This is a genomic window from Anaerobacillus sp. ABA4_114, from assembly GCF_056159065.1.
Genome location: NZ_JBSWUM010000001.1, coordinates 1,136,273 through 1,155,747 on the forward strand (window position 1 = coordinate 1,136,273; position 19,475 = coordinate 1,155,747).

Genomic DNA, 19,475 nt, shown 5'->3' on the forward strand with positions numbered 1-19,475 from the left:
ATTGATTGTTTTTGAATTTATTTGAACAAAAATGATTGATTTATGAAAGTGCTTACACTATAATGGGTTTAACATAACTAAGACAGGAAGGTGAACATGTGCTAACAGCAGAACGCCATTTCATCATATTACAAGTACTAAAAGAGCAAGGGAATGCTACGGTCCATGAATTAAGTGAAGCCACAGGAGCTTCTATCTCAACGATACGTCGTGATCTTGTTCAACTTGAAGAGTTAGATAAGTTAAAACGAGTACACGGCGGTGCCACTCAATACAGGACAAAATGGACTGAACCATCGTTAAATGAAAAGTCTTCACAAAACTTGACCGAAAAAACGTCTATCGCAACTTATGCAGCCAGTCTTATTGAAGACGGTGATTGCATCTTTCTCGATGCAGGTACGACAACCCAAAAGGTAGCAGAACAATTAAGAGGTAAAAACCTAATTGCTGTCACTAACGGTTATCAAGTAGTCGAAACACTTCTCGCAAATGGTATCACGACATATTTGATCGGAGGTAAGCTAAAGCCGAATACAGGTGCGATGATCGGTGGCAAAGCTTTAGAGGGCATCTCTACTTATCGTTTTGATAAGAGTTTTATTGGAATTAACGGCATACATGAGTCTTTCGGATATACAACCGCCGATCCTGAGGAAGCCATCATGAAGAAAACAGCGATCGATCTTTCTAAAGAATCTTATATAGTAGCTGACCATTCAAAAATTGGGGAGACTGCTTTTAGTAAGGTTGCTGAACTACATGAATGTACGATTATAACCAGTCATTTTACAGAACCGAACCTAGATAAGATCAGTGAACAAACAACAGTAGAAGTGGTGAAATTATGATATATACAGTTACATTAAATCCGTCAGTCGATTATATAGTCGGGTTGGAGCATTTTGAGGCAGGTCAGGTTAATATTGTGAATCATGATAAGAAATTTGCAGGTGGAAAAGGTGTCAACGTCTCAAGAGTTCTTCATAAGCTTGGTTATGCTTCTAAAGCGCTAGGATTTATTGGAGGTTTTACAGGAGAATTTATTGAGACGGCACTCAAAGAAGAGGGGTTATCTCCACAGTTCATTAAAGTAGATGGAGATACCCGGATCAATATCAAGTTGAAAGCAGAAATGGAAACGGAAATTAATGGACTTTCACCTGAGATAGATGAATCATCGATTGCATCATTGTACGAACAACTGTCTGAACTAGAATCGGGTGACATCGTCGTGTTGGCTGGTAGCGTTCCTTCAAGTGTGCCATCCTCAATTTACTCAAGTATTATTGATTCTCTTCCCGAAGGTGTGGAAGCCATCGTTGATACGAAAGGGACTGCATTGCAAGAAGTAGTTGACTCAAAACCCTTCTTAGTCAAACCAAATCATCATGAACTTGGTGAGTTCTTTGGTGTACAGATCAATTCGGTCGAAGAAGCAACTTCATATGGTAGAAAACTTCGAGACCTTGGAGCACAGAACGTCATCATTTCCCTTGCTGAGAAAGGCGCCGTGTTTTTATCCTCAGAAGGTGATTTTATAGGCAACGCGCCAAAGGGTGAAGTGAAAAACTCTGTAGGAGCAGGTGACTCTGTCGTCGCTGGATTTCTAAGCATGTACTTATCTAAAAAAGATTTAATAGATGCTTTTCACACTGGAATCGCTGCTGGTAGTGCAAGTGCTTTTTCTAACGAGTTCTGTACAAAAGAAGAAATTGAAACATTAAAAACTCAAATAACAGTTCGTTCTATATAAGAAAGGGGAGAATATCGGGATGAAGATAACAGAGCTTTTAACAAAAGAAACGATTATCCTTAATCTTGCGTCAAAAACGAAAGAAGAGGTTATCGATGAGCTCACTGATAAACTAGATCGTGCGGGAAACTTAAATGATGTAAGAAGCTTTAAAGAAGCAATCCATAAACGTGAGCAAGAAAGTACTACTGGAATAGGGGAAGGAATTGCAATTCCACATGCAAAGACTTCAGCTGTAAAAAAACCAGCGATCGTCTTCGGACGGTCTCATGAAGGAATTGACTATGATTCGTTAGATGGTCAACCGGCTCACCTTTTCTTCATGATCGCAGCTACTGAAGGTGCGAACCAGACCCATCTTGAGGCTCTTTCAAGACTTTCCTCATTTCTGATGGATACTAATTTTAGAAGGGTTTTAAATGATGCTAAGTCAACGGATGAGGTATTGAGCGCTTTCGATTCTAAAGAAGAAGAGCAGGAAATAGAAAGCAGCACGGAAGAAACCTCACAAGGAGCAAAGTTGTTAGCGGTTACAGCTTGCCCGACAGGTATCGCTCATACCTATATGGCAGCAGATGCTTTAAAGTCAAAGGCTTCAGAGCTTGGTTTGGCATTAAAAGTTGAAACGAATGGTTCTGGTGGTGTAAAGAATAGATTAACGGATCAAGATATAAAAGAAGCAGATGGTATTATTGTCGCAGCAGATACAAAAGTAGAGATGGAACGCTTCAAAGGTAAGAAAGTGATTGAAGTTCCTGTAGCAGAGGCAATTAGAAAACCAGAGGAATTATTAAAACGTTCAGCTAGTGGTGATGCTGAAGTGTTTCAAAGCTCTCGTTCATATGAAGATGAAATCAATGAGAAGAAAAATGAGAGAAAAGGGAAACAGCCCGTTTTTTATAAGCATCTGATGAACGGCGTATCAAACATGTTACCACTTGTTGTTGGTGGTGGTATCTTAATCGCTTTATCGTTTATTTTCGGAATCAATGCAGCAGATCCTGAACATCCAAGTTACAATCCTTTTGCAGAAGCACTGAGTACGATCGGTGGAGGCAATGCATTTGCACTTATGATTCCTGTTCTTGCCGGATTTATCGCAATGAGTATTGCCGATCGTCCAGGTCTTGCTCCTGGTCTTGTAGGTGGCTTGATGGCCTCGACGAATGGGGCCGGCTTTCTAGGTGGCCTAATCGCAGGTTTCCTTGCTGGTTATGCTGTACTTTTACTTAAAAGACTATTTTCAAGTCTTCCTCAATCTTTGGAAGGAATCAAACCAGTTCTGCTTTATCCACTATTCGGTATCTTCATCACAGGTATGATCATGATGTATGTTGTGATCGAACCGGTCCAAGCTTTAAATACTGGATTAGAAAGCTGGTTAGGCGGACTTGGAACGACGAACAAACTCCTACTTGGTTTAATCCTTGGGGGTATGATGGCTGTAGACATGGGTGGACCGATTAACAAGGCAGCGTTCACCTTCGGAATCGCGATGATTGACGCAGGAAACCTAACTTATCATGCAGCGATCATGGCGGGAGGAATGACACCTCCATTAGGATTGGCACTAGCGACCACGATCTTTAAGAAACGTTTTAATAAAACAGAAAGAGAAGCTGGAAAAGTTGCTTATGTCATGGGAGCTTCGTTTATAACAGAGGGGGCTATTCCATTCGCAGCTGCTGATCCCGGGCGGGTTATTCCTTCTATCATCGCAGGTTCTTCGGTTGCAGGGGCTTTGACAATGCTCTTTAATATAGCGCTACCAGCTCCACATGGCGGAGCATTCGTAATGTGGTCTGTAAACAACATTTCGATTCAGCATATTCTGCTTTATCTCCTTGCAATTGTAATCGGTACAGTCGTAACGGCAATGATGGTAGGTATTCTGAAGAAATCCAAACCGCAGGTGTAAAAGTGAGAGGCTTCATAAGAAGCCTCAGGCTGTCGAGAAAGTCTCAACAGCCTGTTTTTTGTTTTTTCCTCTTTCTCCCTCATTTCGCTCTCTCGTTTTGTTACCCTATAGATAGATTCTTTATAGGCGGTGATTTCTTTGTTTCAATCTAGAAAAGCGCGACAAAACGAATTAGAAATGGTAACGATTGATGAACTAGTCCCTGAAAACCACTTACTTCGCAAAATCGATCACTACATAGACTTTTCCTTTATTCCAGAGAAAGTACGTCCCTACTATTGTGAAGACAACGGACGTCCCTCGCTAGATCCTCTAGTGCTGTTCAAGATGATGTTTATCGGTTACATCTATGGCATTCGGTCTGAACGAGAATTGGAACGTCAAATTCAAACCAATGTCGCTTATCGTTGGTTTCTAGGATTAAATCTTACAGACACTGTGCCTCATCACTCCACGATCAGCTGGAATCGTCGAATGAGATTCCATGAGACGGATATCTTTCAAGAGGTCTTCGATGAAATCGTTCATCAGGCGATGAACCATCGTATGGTTTCAGGGCGTGTGCTTTATACAGATTCAACTCACTTGAAAGCCAACGCCAATAAGAAGAAGTTCTCCAGAAAAGAAGTGAACGTTGAAACGGTAGACTACATTGAAGAGTTGAATGAAGCCGTCGAACAGGATCGGACTGATCATGGAAAAAAGCCTCTAAAAGAAAAGAAGGAGGTGAATAAGACGAAAGAAATCAAAGTCAGTGACACAGATCCAGAGAGTGGCTATTTGTATCGAGAACACAAGCCTGAAGGGTTCTTTTACTTGGATCATCGCACGACAGATATGAAATTTAACATCATCACAGACGTTCATATTACCCCAGGTAATATTCATGATTCCAAGCCTTATTTACAACGATTAGACCGACAGATGAAACGATTTGGATTTAACGTTGAAGCTGTAGGCTTAGATGCCGGTTACTTGACCACGCCAATATGTCATGGATTAGAACAACGAAATGTGTTTGGGGTGATTGCCCACCGTCGTTATAAATCCAGAAAAGGAATAATGCCGAAATGGAAATATACATACGATGAAAACGTAGACCAGTATGTCTGTCCGCAGGGTGAATCATTAACATACGCGACAACCGATCGAGAAGGCTATCGTCACTATAAATCTGACCCAACTATATGTAAGGCCTGTCCACTGTTAGCCCAGTGTACGCAAAATCATAAACATCAGAAAACCATCACCCGACATGTGTGGGAAAGTGCGAAAGAACAAGTTCGGGAGAACCGGCTTTCCAATGAGGGAAAGTGGATATATCGCATGAGAAAAGAGAAAGTCGAGCGTAGCTTCGCAGATTCAAAAGAACTGCATGGGCTGCGTTATTGTCGTTTGCGAGGAAAACAAAAAGTCCGCGAACAAGCGTTACTAACAGCTGCCTGTCAGAACATGAAGAAGATTGCCCTTCACCTAGACCGGATGAGCTAGGTGAAGGAGAGTTTTTTTCATATGAATACCACCAAGATCAAAAGACGAAGACCAAGAAAAGAAAGATAAAAGAAAAAGCTTGTAGAGGAACCGGGGGTTCCTCTACAAGCTGAGGCTTCATAAGAAGCCTCTTTATTTTGCATTTTGCTCATATCAGAGGCGGAATCACCATCATAAAAGGCGCGCTTTAAAGTTCTTTGGCTCATTTCATTGCGTTTTATCCAATTGTTGTAAAAAAGTGAGTTGTGATGAGATGGTGTGAGAAGGCGTGAGATTGCATATATCAGCATCTCGTTCATGCAAATGCATCCCAGGTTTAAATGATAGCGTTTTCACTACCTATCTTGTACAAATGCTTTTTATTTCCTCTATAACGGTTGATGCGTATAAGAAGCAGTGTTAGTATAAATGACCGTAGACGAAATGTCAGATGATTTGTCGGAAATTCAAAGGAGGAAATCATGCTACAGAATAAAACCGTAACGTTTATCGGAGCGGGTTCAATGGCAGAAGCAATGGCAGCAGGAATGATCGAATCGGGTACAATTGAACCTGAACGTATTATTATGACGAATAGAAGTAATGAAGAAAGACGTCAAGAACTAATGGAAAATCACGGAGTTCTTGCAACGCAAAGTATAGAATTCGCTGTGCGTGAAGCGGATGTTGTAATTTTAGCAATGAAACCTAAAGATATTGAAAAAGCTCTTAAGGGAATTGAAGAATATATTACGAATGAACAGCTATTATTATCCGTTCTAGCTGGCGTTCCATCTGCTTTCATCGAAGAAAGCCTAGAAGGTGAGCAGCCAGTGATTCGTGTGATGCCGAACACTTCAAGCATGATTGGAAAATCAATTTCTGCACTTGCAGCAGGAAAGTATGTAGATGAAGAGCAAATTACAATTGCAAGAGCGCTTATCCGTTCTATTGGAGATACAGTAGTAATCGATGAAGAACAAATGGATGTGTTCACTGGTGTTGCAGGTAGCGGACCAGCATATATCTATTACGTGATCGAGAGCTTAGAGAAAGCCGCTGTTGAAGGTGGGCTTGAAGAAGAAACAGCTCGTAAGATGGCTGTGCAAACAGTACTCGGAGCTGGAATGATGGCAGAACAGTCTGAGGATTCTCCTTCAGAACTTAGAAAGAAAGTCACTTCACCGAACGGTACCACACAAGCTGGACTAGAGGCACTTTATGAAAACGGCGGTGGAGATGCATTTGTTGAAGCCGTAAGAAACGCTGCAGTTCGTTCAAAAGAAATCAGCAGTCAGTTCGATGAAGAAAACGAGAAAAAGCCAGTAATGCAATAAGTTATAAAGAACCGGTCTTCCGGTTCTTTTTTTATTGATGCTAATTTAAGGGAGATGTTACAGAATGTTCATTTCTAAAAAATGTTAGTAGAATAATAGACAAAATATGATATGATAATAATTGGATGATTTGTAGTTGGAAGGAGGAAATAATGATGAAAAAAGGGATTTTTGCTCTTATTTTAGCTCTTTTAGTCGCATTTCCGTTTGCAGGTACAGCTGTTCATGCTGAAGCAGATGTCAGCGATGAAGTTAAGAAGGGTGTCGCTAGCTATATTGGAGAAGAGCACTATGACTATGACAAAGGGTCTCTTTCTATTGAGGAATCTGAGAGTTTTGAAGTAAGTAGTTCAGCGGATAAAGAATTTAGTCAAGTAACGATGATGGTTGTAGAATTCCAAACTGTTCGTGATAATATCTTCTTTGAAGATCACAAACAGGTAATCTTCTATGATGCTGATGCAAATGCAGTACTTCCTGATACAAAGGTACTTGACCTTGATCAAGCAAAAGAATTTAAGGACAGTCATGCTGAAGAAACTGGTTCTCATCTTCATATGGGAGTTGTATTGTTCCTTCACTTTCTTATGATCATAGTTCCAGCAATTATTATTTATGTGTTTATTAAAGGCTGGTATACGACTCTTGGCTTTAAGTTAAAGAACAACGTATATAAGACGAACGCAACGTTCTAAACTGCTATGAAATAAAAACAACCCTCTACCTACTTGGTAGAGGGTTGTTTTTATTGTTTTTGAAGTTCTACAATTGTACCTGTATTTGCGTCGACCACGAAATCCATCTGTTCCAATCGTCCTGCTTTTTCACATGTTAAACCACCAGAATAAACGGTGAAAGGCACGTCGAACTTCTTGATTGAATCCGTTTTCATATGAATCCATGATCCTTTCACTGCGTATGAGTGTTTAACTGCTTCTTTAACAGATTTAAGAGCCTTTTCAGGCGGAATCGTCGATTTTTTGCACGTTGCCAAAGAAGTTGCTGCCAAAGCAGCCCCTGCTCCGATAAGTGCACCTAACAGCAAGTCTTTCATCTTCACGGTGTTCACTTCTCCCTTCTATTCACCTCTATTGTTGTTTCCTCTTTTAGTATATCTGAAGTTGATTCATGTACCAACTACTTAAGCTGAAAATTCAAACGACTAGCAACGCATAATGGAATTCGATACAATGAAAGAGGTATATATTGAAGAGAGGGGATACATATATGAATAAAGAAACGCTGTCACTATTCAAAACGTTGACTGAGCTTCAAGGTGCTCCTGGATTTGAGCATGACGTAAGGAAATTTGTTAAGGGTGAACTTAGCAAATACACAGACGAGTTAATACAGGATAACTTAGGAAGTGTTTTTGGGGTAAAACACAGTGAGAACAAAGGTCCTAAAATTATGGTTGCTGGTCACATGGATGAGGTAGGATTTATGGTAACTTCTATTACAGACAACGGCATGCTCCGTTTCCAAACGTTAGGCGGATGGTGGAGTCAGGTCCTACTTGCACAACGCGTTCAAGTCATGACCGCTGACGGACCGATACCAGGAGTAATCGGTTCCATCCCTCCACATCTTTTAGATGAAGCAAAACGTCAAAAACCGATGGCGATCAAAGATATGCTTATCGATATTGGTGCAGATAACAAAGAAGATGCTGAAAAAATTGGAGTGCGTCCTGGTCAGCAAATCGTTCCTACTTGTCCATTTACACCGATGGCTAACAATAAGAAGATTATGGCCAAGGCTTGGGATAACCGCTACGGAGTGGGACTTGCTATCGAGCTTATGAAAGAAATGCAGAATGAGGAACTACCGAACGAACTTTATTCTGGAGCTACTGTACAAGAGGAAGTTGGGCTTCGAGGCGCACAAACTGCAGCAAATTTAATCAATCCAGATTTGTTTTATGCTTTAGATGCAAGCCCAGCAAATGATATGACGGGTGATAAGAGTGAGTTTGGTCAACTTGGTAAAGGAGCCCTCCTTCGCATATACGACCGCTCTATGGTTACACACCAAGGTTTAAGAGACTTCGTTCTCGATACTGCTGAAAGTAATGATATTCCGTATCAGTATTTTATTTCTCAAGGTGGAACGGATGCAGGAAGGGTTCATCTTTCGAATAATGGAGTACCATCAGCAGTGGTTGGCATTTGCTCACGATATATTCATACTTCTTCATCAATCATCCATGTTGATGATTATGCAGCGGCAAAAGAACTTCTGTTTAAGTTGGTAAGAACAACAGATCAAAATGCGGTTGACCAGATAAAGAGTAGAGTCTAGAAGGAAAGGAGCCGATCGGCTCCTTTTTCAATGTGATTCTCATTAAAGGAGGCGTAATCATGAAAAAAGTTGCTGTAGGTTCTCTTAACCCAGTAAAACTCGATTCAGTTAGAACATTAACCACATATGAAGTGAAAGGGTATGATGTCTCATCAGGAGTCTCAGAACAACCATGGGGGGATGAAGAAACTATTTTAGGTGCAAAGCAGCGAGCATTCGCGGCACTTGATGAAGGTCAGAGTGATATCGGCATAGGGTTAGAAGGTGGCGTGCACCAGATCGGTCAATTATTGTACGTTTGTAATTGGGGAGTACTTGTTGATCGTAACGGGAAGGAGATTGTGGCAGGAGGAGCTCGATTTCCTTTACCGGATGAAGTTAAGCAGAGGTTGGAAAATGGAGAAGAACTAGGACCGGTTATGTCGGAGTTTGCGAGTCGAGCCAATGTAAACAAAAAAGAAGGCGCCATCGGAATCGTTACGAAGGGCGCCATCACAAGGACTACGATGTATAAGCATATTGTAAAGATGCTTTTTGGTCAGTATGAATACTATTCGGATTAATTACTTTCGAAAATATATGAAAGTGCTCGAAGCGCTTGTTCAGGAGTTTCTACTACCACCTGTGCTTTATTTGCTAACTCTTTTAGCGGGTGATGGAGAGATTCAGGTCTAATCAAAATAAGAGGTTTCTGAAGTGTGATGGCCGTAGCAGCGTCCATCGCACTATTCCATTGCTTGTATTTTTCACCGAACAAAGCGACCACAACATCTGACTTTCCTAGTAGTACTTGTGTTCTAAGATTGTTGATTTCTGAGGCTGCTTCGTCTTTAAATATGGCGTTCGGTTGTTCACCTTTAACTTCCTCTCCTATGTTATCTGAGCGGTCGTGGTTTTCCATCGGCCCTACAAATAAAAGAGGAAGATCCATTTGCTTCGCTTTTTCTTTAAGTTCGTTACGCCAGTCATCATGTATTTGTCCAGCCAAGTATACGGTAAGTTCCAAGATATAACGCCTCCTATTGATAGTAACGCTGTCATTGTAGCATAATCCCTTCATTGTTCCCAATTATTTGAATTGAGAAACGATTATGCTTCTTCAGCGTTATTCCTTATAAATTGTGTATACTAATGTGTGAAGTTTATTGGAGGGAGAAACAGATGAGAGATTTATTAAAAAGAAAAGGTGTGTCTTTATCACCCCATACATATTTCGTAACGGCACTTAGTTACATGGCACTCGGCTTGTTTTCTTCGCTTATTATTGGTCTAATCTTAAAAACGATTGGGGAACAGCTTTCATGGGCTAGCTTCCTTATTCCGATAGGAGAATTAGCAATGAGCCTGATGGGGCCTGCGATCGGTGTAGCAGTTGCTTATGGTTTAGGAGCTCCCCCCCTCGTACTGTTCGCTTCTTTATTAGCAGGTGCGGCGGGAGCGGAGCTTGGTGGTCCAGCTGGAAGCTACGCTTCAGCAATCATCGCTGCTGAATGTGGAAAGCTCGTATCAAAATCAACCAAGCTTGATATCATTATTACTCCGATGGTCACTATATTCGCTGGTTTTGGAACAGCAACAATAGCGGGTCCTGGGATTAATGCGCTCATGCAAAATTTTGGTTCACTTATCATGTGGGCAACAGAGCAACGACCAATCGTTATGGGAATCATCGTTGCCGTTTTGATGGGCTTAGCATTGACTGCACCCATTTCTAGTGCTGCGATTGCTATCATGCTTGGGTTAGAGGGAATTGCTGCTGGTGCAGCAACGATCGGATGCGCTGCGCAAATGATTGGTTTTGGAGTTAGCAGCTATAGGGAAAATGGGTTCGGGGGCTTTATTGCTCAAGGATTAGGAACATCGATGCTCCAAGTAGCAAACATCGTTAAAAATCCATGGATATTACTACCTCCAACATTAGCAGGTGCAATACTGGCACCTTTCGGAAGCGGTTGGATCGGAATGCTAAATAATCCTCCTGGTGCAGGGATGGGCACGAGTGGTTTTGTAGGTCAGATTATGACCATCAATGTAATGGGCGCTAGCTACAATGTATGGATCGCAATCCTTCTATTGCATATCGTTGGACCAGCATTGATAAGTTTGATAATATCCGAGGTAATGAGGAAAAAAGGTCTTATTAAGTCAGGGGATATGAAGATATCAACTGAGTAATCATAGGAGGATATACAATGAAAACTTTTGATAAGCACGAAGACTACGTCCAAGCGATGAACGAAGGGAAATCTGTCTTTTTATTCTCAGCAGATTGGTGTCCCGATTGCCGCGTAATCGAGCCATTTCTACCAGAACTGGAACAAGAGTATAAGGAACTGACTTTCTACTATGTAGACAGAGATCAACATATTGAACTTTGTCAGGAACTAAATGTTTTTGGAATCCCAAGCTTTGTGGCATTCAACGAAGGAGAAGAGACTGGACGTTTTGTAAGCAAGAATAGAAAAACACGTGAAGAAATCGAAGACTTTTTATCAAGTGTTAAATAAGAAAATCAAATGTCTAACTTAGCTTCAGGCTATTGATCAAGTCTTACGAATGAAGAATAAATAAACATGAGCGTAAATATTCTTAAGCATTGTAGGTCGGAAAGTTGGTTTGACAGTATGCTAGTAGGAGTGGATCCCTCTTGACTACCGTGGTCCAACGTGCGTGCGTCCACAGGAAAGTATGAGGGATCCAAACTCCTCCGTTATAGTGAGTACAACATTTTAAGGTCATTAACAACCTGAGCTATGTCTAACATAGCTTTGTTTTTGTCTATAGAACTTTCATGGTATCATAAAGTGACAACTCTAATTGAATGTACAGGGTGGTGAAAAAATGGAACCGAAAGATTTGCGAAAACTGTTAGAAGAACGGCTGCAAAGTGAAGACCGTGAACTTACATATAATAAGAAAGAAGAGAAGCTTCGAATCGAAACAAAGCGTTCAGGAAAAGGGATGAGTCTCTCTTTAAAAGGACTTGCTGCAAAATATGAAGAACGTAAAGAATCACTTCTTGATGAAATCGTGCATCATGTTGAAGAAACGTTGAAAGCGATGAATGATAACCAGGAACTAAGCGGAAGCGAAAGCAACATCTTCCCTGTTATTCGATCTGGTTCATTTCCTTCAGAAACTGAATCTGGTGTACCGCTCGTTTTCGATGAGCACACTGGAGAAACAAGGATCTACTATGCCCTCGACCTTGGTAAATCGTACCGCTTAATCGACAAGAATTGGCTGGAGAAAGAGGGCATGACCAAAGAAACGCTTCAAGAAGTATCGAGGTTTAATGTTCGAGGTCTGTCGACTGAAATGAAAACAGATACAGTGGCGGGGTGCACCTTCTACTTTTTAAATACCAATGATGGCTATGATGCGAGTCGAGTGCTGAATCAATCTTTATTAGAGGAGATGGCATCTAAAGCAAAAGGGGAATTAGCCGTAGCAATTCCTCATCAAGATGTATTGATCTTTGCTGATATTGTGAACGAACGTGGCTATGATGCACTTGCACAGCTAACGATGCATTTCTTCTCAAATGGACTAGTACCTGTTACTGGACTACCCTTCATTTACGAAGATGGCAAATTAGAACCTGTCTTTATCCTTGCTAAAAATAAACCAAAAGAAGATTAACATTAAAGGAGAACACGAAATATGAACTTGTTTTATAACAAAGAAGGTATTGGTGACACATTGATCGTAACGCTTGGAAGTACAGATCGAGAAGACCGATCTGTAGAACGAAAGGGTAGCGTTGCGCGTGTATTCAGCCAAGAGTCAAATCAAACTGTAGGATACAATATCTTTGATATTTCTAAGAGCTATAACATCGATGCAACGGGTGTTGTAGAAGAAAGTGAAGAGTTGATTTCTGAAGTGAATCGTGTCCTTAAAGAAAACGGTTTTGAGGATGAATTAGTATATGATGCATCACCAAAATTTGTTGTTGGACTGGTTGAAGAGATGACCAAACACCCAAATGCCGACAAACTTAATATTTGTCAAGTTAACGTAGGTGACGCTCGATTGCAGATCGTTTGCGGTGCGCCAAACGTTGATCAAGGCCAAAAAGTAGTTGTGGCAAAGGTTGGTGCGTTGATGCCTTCTGGTATGGTTATTAAAGATGCAAGTCTACGTGGTATTGAATCTTCTGGGATGATTTGCTCAGCAAAAGAGCTTGATCTTCCTGATGCACCAAAAGAAAAAGGTATTTTGGTCCTTTCAGAAGACTATGAAATTGGATCAGAATTTAAGACCTACTAGGATTTTATCTAGTAGGTTTTTTCTTTTTACTGTTTTTGTGTAGGGATATTGGACCGATTTTACTAATTTAGACTAAGAAGCATCTAAAATAACGAAAGATTTTAGAAAGAGCCTTACAATGACAGGGGAATTTCCGATAAAATAGAATAACAAAAGCTAAAAGGCTTAACTAGAAAAGGTGATTTTAATTGGGCAATAACTGGTTTAAAAAAGCACTGAATAAATTATTTGATGTGAATGAAGAGAAAGAAATGGATGATCGTGCTGATGAGGGGGCGAGGCAGTCTAAAGAGTACCCAAAAATAGACCGGAAAAACTCAATTGGGAGAATCGAAAGTGGAACGAGAAAGAATGAAGCGAGAATCGTTCACCAATATCCTAGAGAAGGAAATTTTCGATTTCCTTTAATTCCTGATGAGTCTTATAAAAGCGGTAGAAGAGCGGAAAGTAAAAAAACTACACAACAGCCTAAGCCTGCTGATTCGAGCGACCGATCTCATAAAACCAAAAATGAAAATTCGAATGTTAGGGCCGTTTCAAATTCGAGTTCAAGTTCAAACCAAAATAAAGCGAAGACATCGAGTGAACAAATAAAAGAAGATACTCCAAAGAAGTTTAGCGGTGTTAACTTTAAGCCTACTGATATTCCATCACCGATTTATGGCTTCAGTAAGCGTCCTGTAGTGGAGAAAGTTGAAAGAGCGATTAAAGAAAGTGAATACAGGCATAAATATACACCTCTAAACGAACATAAAGTTATCGATCAACTCATACACAAACCAACTGATTATCGATCTGAGGAATCAGAAATAAGAAGTTATGATCTAAAAAATGAACATATAGAAGAAGTGAAAGAGGATAAACCTTTATCTTCTACAGAGCCTAACAAAGGCTTTGATCATACAGATGAAGCAAACCATATTGAAGAAGTGTTAGTTTCAAATTATGAAGAAGATAACCAGGCGGAGGATACAACTGAGGGGATTGAAAACGATGCTCCCCAATCTGATCGAGATAGCGAGAGAGAGTTTGATGAGTCACCTTTACGTAAAGAGCTCGAGAATGATGATCAGAAAGATTTAGAGCCGTTAAACGACCAGGGAGAATCCAGCGGCTCATACATTGAGAGAGCGATTCAAGCTAGTGAATCACCAGTCGAAATAGAAGATGAAGTGGAAATACATGAAGAAGTAACAGAGGAACAAGAGGATGTACAGGAAGAACTTATAGAAGAAGTACTAGGGAAAGAACAAGAAGATGGACAAGAGGATACGCCAGAGGAAACACAAGAGGAAGTACTAGAAGATGGACATGAAGAAGCTTCTGAGAAAGATATAGGAACCCACTCACTTACAGAGGTAGACGATAAAGAGACATTACAAAACGTAAGTGAAGTTTCTGCTATTACGGATGAATCAAAAGAGTCTCAAGCAGAAACAGTTGAAGAGAGTGGAGTGACGCAAAAACATAAAGAAAACAAAGTGGAGAAAAAGAGAGAAGAGGGCCGGCCGAAGCCACAAGTTCCATATAACGTAATGATGCTTGCAAGCGATAGAAGACATCTTGTGAAAAAGCCGACGTCAAACGGAGAATATAAGCTCCCTCCTATTTCCCTCTTGGATATTCCACCGCGTGACGAAGGTAATGATGAACAGTGGCTCAAAGATCAGCGTGAACTGCTGGAATCTACCTTGAAGAACTTTAATGTGCAGGCAAGCGTGATCGGAGCTACGATGGGACCAACCGTTACTCGCTTTGAAGTACAGCCGAGCCCTGGTGTTAAAGTGAACAAAATCACAAATCTTAGTGACGATATTAAACTGAGCCTTGCAGCAAGAGATATTCGGATGGAAGCACCGATTCCTGGTCGGAATGCAATTGGTATCGAAGTTCCTAACCCAAGAAGTCGCCCTGTCTTTATACGGGAAGTCGTACGGAGCGGTGTTTTTCAATCGAAAGACTCTCTACTGAATGCAGCGTTAGGTTTTGACATTGGCGGAAATGCTAAAGTAACAGATATTCAAAAAATGCCACACGGTTTGATTGCAGGTGCAACAGGGTCTGGAAAAAGTGTGTGTATCAATTCAATTCTCGTAAGCTTGTTACTAAATTCAAATCCTGCAGATGTGAAAATGCTCCTAATCGACCCGAAGATGGTAGAGTTAGCTCCGTATAATGGTCTACCACACCTTGTCACACCTGTTATCAATGATGTGAAGGAAGCGACTACAGCATTGAAATGGGCAGTGGATGAGATGGAAGAGCGATATGAAAAATTTGCTGCTGCTGGTGTAAGAGATATCAAACGCTATAATGACAGAGCGATCGAACATGGCGAACCACAGCATAAGTTACCTTATATTGTTGTAGTCATCGATGAATTGGCTGACCTTATGATGGTTTCTCCACAGGATGTTGAAGATGCGATATGCAGAATTGCTCAGAAGGCTAGAGCATGCGGCATTCATTTGCTTGTAGCTACACAGAGACCTTCTGTTGACGTTATTACTGGCTTAATAAAAGCAAACATCCCTACACGTATTGCCTTTTCTGTTTCATCCCAGATCGACTCTAGAACGATCCTTGATTCGAGTGGAGCAGAAAAACTACTTGGAAAAGGGGATATGCTCTGTTTAGAGAATGGATCGTCGAAACCAGTGCGTTTGCAAGGGAACTTCGTGTCTGATGAAGAAATCGAGCGTGTCACATCCTATGTGAGAAAGCAACGTAAGCCTAATTACTTGATTGCAAAAGAGGACCTTGCCAAAAAGCAACAGTATAACGAACAAGAAGATGATCTGTTTGAGGAAGCTTGTATGTGGGCGATTGATCAAGGTCAAGCATCATCCTCCGCTCTACAAAGACGATTCCGCATAGGCTTCAATAGAGCTGCGAGATTAATCGAAATGATGGAAGAACGAGGATTGGTCTCTGAAGCAATGGGAAGTAAGCCAAGAAGCATTCTTATGAGTAAGGCTGATTTTGAAGAGACGTTCCTCAAAGATATGCACGTATAGTGCATATCTTTTCTACTTGTTTTATCTAGGGTTGTTCTATATGATATAGAGTGTGTAAAAGATATGTTTTTTTATCGTAATAATTAAGAATACTAGTAACTATAGAGCTCACATTCGAATGACGAAACTACTTGAAGGAGCCCCAGAATGAAAGAAATTGAACTGAAAATGCAAGGTGAAATAAAACGCTTAACAAATCGCACGTTTAAATTTGACGAACGAGTGAAAGAGGGCTGGTTTTCAGCAGTCTACTTTTTGAAAACGTGTGAGATCGTAGAAGAGTATAAACCGGATAACATCGTGACGATGCAGTTCTTCCAAAAGAATGATGCTGTCCTTTGTGGGTCGGACGAAGCAATCGCTTTAATTAAAACGTTCGCAAAAGACCCTGATTCACTTGAAATCCATTCATTAAAGGATGGAGATAAAATATCACCGTTTGAAACTGTGTTGAAAATTAAAGGTCCATACCAAAACTTTGGTTTTCTTGAAGGAATAATTGATGGAATACTAGGCAGAAGAACGTCAGTTGCTACGAATGTATATCATGTTGTTAAAGCAGCGAGATCTTCAGGCATTCAGAAACCAGTTATCTTTATGGGTGATCGTGACGATCATTATACACAACAAGCAGGAGATGGTTATGCCTCATACATTGGTGGATCAACAGCGCAAGCAACACACGCTATGAATGAATGGTGGGGAAAAAGAGGAATGGGCACGATGCCACATGCTTTGATTCAATTGTTCAAAGGAGATGTGGTTGAAGCATCAAAAGCGTATCATTCTAAATATCCTGAAGATGATTTGATCGCCTTAGTGGATTATAATAACGATGTGATTACAGATTCTCTCAGAGTAGCTAGAGAGTTCGGCGATACATTGAAAGGTGTTCGAGTTGACACGTCTAGAACGATGGTCGATCAATATTTCTGGAGGAATCCGGATGTGCTTGGAACATTTGATCCTAGAGGCGTAAATGCTGAATTAATATTCGCGTTAAGAGAAGCTCTAAATCAAGAAGGTTTCGACCATGTTAAAATCGTTGTGAGCGGAGGATTCACAGAAGAAAGAATTCGAGAATTCGAGGGTCAGAACGTACCGGTAGATATTTATGGTGTTGGGAGCAGCCTACTGAAAGTAAACATCGGGTTTACCGGAGATAATGTAATTATCGACGAGGAACCAGAAGCGAAAGCAGGTAGGAAATATCGTCCTAACCCTAGGCTAGAACGAGTAGAGTAGGAAGACAGGGAAAATCCTGTCTTTTTTTAGCCAGTGTTATCGATTATTGGAGCATCCCCTTATTTATGCTATAATGCGTTATTGTACAGAATTAGGGAGCATGATTGTAAAGATTTCATATAATAAAGAAGATATTCGGTGTAGAAATGAAAGTGTGGAGGTTCTGAAATGACTATATATCACTTTGTTGGCATTAAGGGCTCCGGAATGAGCGCACTTGCGCAGATCTTGAACGACATGGGTTACAACGTTCAAGGTTCTGATGTTGAGAAACGCTTTTTTACCCAGGAAGCCCTTGAGCAAAAAGGTATTACCATTCTTCCGTTCTCAGAAGAAAATATTGATGAGAACATGATTATAATCGCCGGCAATGCGTTTGATGATGAACACGAGGAGTTAGTTCGCGCTCGAGAGATGAACCTTCCTGTCTATCGTTATCATAAATTCCTTGGTGACTTTATTCAAAAGTTCACCAGTATTGCAGTGACAGGTTCACATGGCAAAACATCAACCACTGGGCTGCTCGCTCACGTAATCGGCGAAGCAGAACCAACATCCTTTTTAATCGGAGATGGTACCGGAAAAGGGGTTAAAGATAGCCAGTATTTTGTATTTGAAGCATGTGAATATCGCCGTCATTTTTTATCATACCAGCCTGATTATGCGATCATGACAAACATCGATTTTGACCATCCGGATTATTTTTCAGATGTCGAAGATGTTTTTTCAGCGTTTCAAGAGATGGCTATGCTTGTTAAAAAAGGAATCATCGCATTTGGTGACGATGTTTACCTTCAGCAAATTCAAACAAAAGTGCCCGTAGTCTTCTACGGTTTTGATGAGCAGAACGATTTTCAAGCTACGAATATTAAAGTAGACGAAAATGGCACAACGTTCGATGTACATGTTCGTGATGATTATTATAGAACGTTCCAGATTCCTACCTATGGGAAGCACAACGTACTAAACGCACTTTCCGTAGTTGCGTTATGCCATTATGAAAACCTTCCGGGTGATGCTGTACAAAAGCAGCTTCAAAATTTCAAGGGTGTAAAGCGTAGGTTCACCGAAAAAACTGTGGACGATCAGGTGTTGATCGATGATTATGCTCATCATCCTACTGAGATTAAAGCAACGATTGAATCTGCTCAACAAAAGTATCCAAACCGTGAAGTGGTCGCTATTTTCCAACCTCATACTTTTACGCGTACGAAAACGTTCTTAGATGACTTTGCGGATAGCTTAAAAGAAGCAGATGTCGTTTATCTTTGTGACATTTTTGGATCAGCTAGAGAAGAATCAGGTCAATTAACGATTGATCATCTGATGGAAAAGATTCCGAACTCGCATCTTATTACTGAGGAGTCGATTCAGAAACTGAATGATCATAATAAAGGCGTTCTCCTATTCATGGGTGCTGGTGATATTCAAAAATATCAAGCTGCTTATGAAACGGAGAAAGCGTCACTATAGCAAGGAAAGGCCAAGAGCCTTTTCTTGTTTTTATTTTTTTAATGAAAAGCCTTTCATAGAAGAAAGTCACAATTTATCCAATTTCTTCTTTGAAAAGAAAGTTTGTAAAAAAGGAATAATGGATATTCTAACGAATAGTAGTAGTAAGGTTGGCTCATTTTGTTACTTTTTGTGAAATGCCAAACTAGTGTTTATAAGAGACCAATCAAGGGAACACAGTTAGAAAAGGAGGTGCCAGGAGATGGAGATTATTCTTTATTTGAGTGTAGCTATTATTGCCATTGCATTTGCAGTACTTGTATATTTCGTTGCACAAACATTGAAATCGTTAAAAGACACACTTAGTAACACAGCAAAAACTCTTGATAGTCTTGAAAAACAAATGAATGGTCTTACTACAGAAACAACAGCATTGTTACATAAGACTAACCTTCTTGCAGAGGATATTCAGGGGAAATCTGAAGCTCTGGATACGGTATTCGTTCAAGTGAGAGAGGTTGGAACGTCACTAGGTAAGATGAACAGTTCATTGAAGAACATATCAGAGAAAGTAACTGATGAAGCAGAGCGCCAATCAGAACAAGTAACCAAAGTTGTTCAATGGGGTAATGCTGCGATGCAGATCTGGCAGAAATGGCAAGTAAAGAAAAAAGCGACAGATCAATATATCGATTCAAAATCTTAGG

Annotated in this window: 19 protein-coding genes; 16 read left to right on the top strand and 3 right to left on the bottom strand. The window is 40.5% G+C overall.

Annotated features, from left to right (window positions below):
• Positions 1-98 precede the first annotated feature (98 nt).
• From ACXAEY_RS05585 to ACXAEY_RS05600, 4 genes are all read left to right on the top strand, one after another.
• Complete coding sequence (locus ACXAEY_RS05585) at positions 99-851, top strand: DeoR/GlpR family DNA-binding transcription regulator (protein ID WP_270179628.1); 753 nt, start codon at positions 99-101, stop codon at positions 849-851.
• Positions 848-1,756 carry a 1-phosphofructokinase gene (pfkB, locus tag ACXAEY_RS05590; RefSeq protein WP_270179627.1) on the top strand — a complete coding sequence of 303 codons (909 nt, stop codon included), beginning with the start codon at positions 848-850 and terminating at the stop codon, positions 1,754-1,756. The genes ACXAEY_RS05585 and pfkB overlap by 4 nt, the downstream gene beginning before the upstream one ends.
• A 19-nt stretch (positions 1,757-1,775) precedes the next feature.
• Positions 1,776-3,674, top strand: coding sequence for a PTS fructose transporter subunit IIABC (locus ACXAEY_RS05595; RefSeq protein WP_474810835.1), 1,899 nt, complete (start codon positions 1,776-1,778; stop codon positions 3,672-3,674).
• A 138-nt stretch (positions 3,675-3,812) separates the two neighbouring features.
• Entirely contained in the window at positions 3,813-5,165 is a 1,353-nt protein-coding gene (locus ACXAEY_RS05600; RefSeq protein ID WP_474810836.1) for an IS1182 family transposase, read from the top strand.
• A gap of 17 nt (positions 5,166-5,182) precedes the next feature.
• On the opposite strand, the gene ACXAEY_RS05605 is transcribed toward ACXAEY_RS05600, so the two are convergent.
• Complete coding sequence (locus ACXAEY_RS05605) at positions 5,183-5,464, bottom strand: hypothetical protein (protein ID WP_474810837.1); 282 nt, start codon at positions 5,462-5,464, stop codon at positions 5,183-5,185.
• Between the two features lie 162 nt (positions 5,465-5,626).
• Between ACXAEY_RS05605 and proC the strand changes: the two genes are divergently transcribed.
• Positions 5,627-6,481 carry a pyrroline-5-carboxylate reductase gene (proC, locus tag ACXAEY_RS05610; RefSeq protein ID WP_270179625.1) on the top strand — a complete coding sequence of 285 codons (855 nt, stop codon included), beginning with the start codon at positions 5,627-5,629 and terminating at the stop codon, positions 6,479-6,481.
• Between the two features lie 155 nt (positions 6,482-6,636).
• Entirely contained in the window at positions 6,637-7,176 is a 540-nt protein-coding gene (locus ACXAEY_RS05615; RefSeq protein ID WP_474810838.1) for a hypothetical protein, read from the top strand.
• Positions 7,177-7,226: 50 nt separating this feature from the next.
• On the opposite strand, the gene ACXAEY_RS05620 is transcribed toward ACXAEY_RS05615, so the two are convergent.
• Positions 7,227-7,535 carry a PepSY domain-containing protein gene (locus ACXAEY_RS05620; RefSeq protein ID WP_270180607.1) on the bottom strand — a complete coding sequence of 103 codons (309 nt, stop codon included), beginning with the start codon at positions 7,533-7,535 and terminating at the stop codon, positions 7,227-7,229.
• A 173-nt stretch (positions 7,536-7,708) separates the two neighbouring features.
• On the opposite strand from ACXAEY_RS05620, the gene ACXAEY_RS05625 reads away from it, so the two are divergent.
• The gene (locus ACXAEY_RS05625) at positions 7,709-8,782 is read left to right on the top strand and encodes a M42 family metallopeptidase (RefSeq protein ID WP_474810839.1); all 1,074 of its coding nucleotides are present in this window, start codon (positions 7,709-7,711) and stop codon (positions 8,780-8,782) included.
• Between the two features lie 59 nt (positions 8,783-8,841).
• Entirely contained in the window at positions 8,842-9,345 is a 504-nt protein-coding gene (locus ACXAEY_RS05630; RefSeq protein WP_474810840.1) for a DUF84 family protein, read from the top strand.
• Here the strand turns inward: ACXAEY_RS05630 and ACXAEY_RS05635 are convergent.
• Complete coding sequence (locus ACXAEY_RS05635) at positions 9,342-9,788, bottom strand: YtoQ family protein (RefSeq protein WP_270179621.1); 447 nt, start codon at positions 9,786-9,788, stop codon at positions 9,342-9,344. The two genes, ACXAEY_RS05630 and ACXAEY_RS05635, sit on opposite strands and share 4 nt — an antisense overlap.
• Positions 9,789-9,943: 155 nt before the next feature.
• Between ACXAEY_RS05635 and ACXAEY_RS05640 the strand changes: the two genes are divergently transcribed.
• From ACXAEY_RS05640 to ACXAEY_RS05675, 8 genes are all read left to right on the top strand, one after another.
• A complete protein-coding gene (locus ACXAEY_RS05640; RefSeq protein WP_270179620.1) occupies positions 9,944-10,957 on the top strand; it encodes a PTS sugar transporter subunit IIC in 1,014 nt (337 codons plus the stop codon).
• 17 nt (positions 10,958-10,974) lie between these two features.
• Positions 10,975-11,289, top strand: coding sequence for a thioredoxin family protein (locus ACXAEY_RS05645; RefSeq protein WP_270179619.1), 315 nt, complete (start codon positions 10,975-10,977; stop codon positions 11,287-11,289).
• 334 nt (positions 11,290-11,623) lie between these two features.
• On the top strand, positions 11,624-12,424 hold the full coding sequence (locus tag ACXAEY_RS05650) for a DUF1444 domain-containing protein (RefSeq protein WP_474810841.1): 801 nt from the start codon (positions 11,624-11,626) through the stop codon (positions 12,422-12,424).
• Between the two features lie 21 nt (positions 12,425-12,445).
• The gene (gene ytpR / locus ACXAEY_RS05655; RefSeq protein WP_474810842.1) at positions 12,446-13,054 is read left to right on the top strand and encodes a YtpR family tRNA-binding protein; all 609 of its coding nucleotides are present in this window, start codon (positions 12,446-12,448) and stop codon (positions 13,052-13,054) included.
• A gap of 188 nt (positions 13,055-13,242) precedes the next feature.
• Entirely contained in the window at positions 13,243-16,071 is a 2,829-nt protein-coding gene (locus ACXAEY_RS05660; RefSeq protein WP_474810843.1) for a DNA translocase FtsK, read from the top strand.
• A 147-nt stretch (positions 16,072-16,218) separates the two neighbouring features.
• The gene (locus ACXAEY_RS05665) at positions 16,219-17,316 is read left to right on the top strand and encodes a nicotinate phosphoribosyltransferase (protein WP_270179615.1); all 1,098 of its coding nucleotides are present in this window, start codon (positions 16,219-16,221) and stop codon (positions 17,314-17,316) included.
• A gap of 168 nt (positions 17,317-17,484) precedes the next feature.
• Positions 17,485-18,789: a UDP-N-acetylmuramate--L-alanine ligase gene (murC, locus tag ACXAEY_RS05670; RefSeq protein ID WP_270179614.1), complete on the top strand. Its 1,305-nt coding sequence runs from the start codon at positions 17,485-17,487 to the stop codon at positions 18,787-18,789.
• Positions 18,790-19,030: 241 nt separating this feature from the next.
• Complete coding sequence (locus ACXAEY_RS05675) at positions 19,031-19,474, top strand: DUF948 domain-containing protein (protein ID WP_224878775.1); 444 nt, start codon at positions 19,031-19,033, stop codon at positions 19,472-19,474.
• The last annotated feature ends 1 nt before the right edge of the window (position 19,475 follow it).

Excerpts from the sequence above, each read along its gene's own strand:
- proC (WP_270179625.1), top strand. The coding sequence starts at position 5,627 with ATGCTACAGAATAAAACCGTAACGTTTATCGGAGCGGGTTCAATGGCA.
- ACXAEY_RS05605 (WP_474810837.1), bottom strand. The coding sequence starts at position 5,464 with ATGAACGAGATGCTGATATATGCAATCTCACGCCTTCTCACACCATCT.
- ACXAEY_RS05640 (WP_270179620.1), top strand. The coding sequence starts at position 9,944 with ATGAGAGATTTATTAAAAAGAAAAGGTGTGTCTTTATCACCCCATACA.
- ACXAEY_RS05650 (WP_474810841.1), top strand. The coding sequence starts at position 11,624 with ATGGAACCGAAAGATTTGCGAAAACTGTTAGAAGAACGGCTGCAAAGT.
- ACXAEY_RS05620 (WP_270180607.1), bottom strand. The coding sequence starts at position 7,535 with ATGAAAGACTTGCTGTTAGGTGCACTTATCGGAGCAGGGGCTGCTTTG.
- ACXAEY_RS05630 (WP_474810840.1), top strand. The coding sequence starts at position 8,842 with ATGAAAAAAGTTGCTGTAGGTTCTCTTAACCCAGTAAAACTCGATTCA.
- ACXAEY_RS05615 (WP_474810838.1), top strand. The coding sequence starts at position 6,637 with ATGAAAAAAGGGATTTTTGCTCTTATTTTAGCTCTTTTAGTCGCATTT.
- ytpR (WP_474810842.1), top strand. The coding sequence starts at position 12,446 with ATGAACTTGTTTTATAACAAAGAAGGTATTGGTGACACATTGATCGTA.
- ACXAEY_RS05645 (WP_270179619.1), top strand. The coding sequence starts at position 10,975 with ATGAAAACTTTTGATAAGCACGAAGACTACGTCCAAGCGATGAACGAA.
- ACXAEY_RS05675 (WP_224878775.1), top strand. The coding sequence starts at position 19,031 with ATGGAGATTATTCTTTATTTGAGTGTAGCTATTATTGCCATTGCATTT.
- pfkB (WP_270179627.1), top strand. The coding sequence starts at position 848 with ATGATATATACAGTTACATTAAATCCGTCAGTCGATTATATAGTCGGG.
- ACXAEY_RS05665 (WP_270179615.1), top strand. The coding sequence starts at position 16,219 with ATGAAAGAAATTGAACTGAAAATGCAAGGTGAAATAAAACGCTTAACA.
- ACXAEY_RS05595 (WP_474810835.1), top strand. The coding sequence starts at position 1,776 with ATGAAGATAACAGAGCTTTTAACAAAAGAAACGATTATCCTTAATCTT.
- murC (WP_270179614.1), top strand. The coding sequence starts at position 17,485 with ATGACTATATATCACTTTGTTGGCATTAAGGGCTCCGGAATGAGCGCA.
- ACXAEY_RS05625 (WP_474810839.1), top strand. The coding sequence starts at position 7,709 with ATGAATAAAGAAACGCTGTCACTATTCAAAACGTTGACTGAGCTTCAA.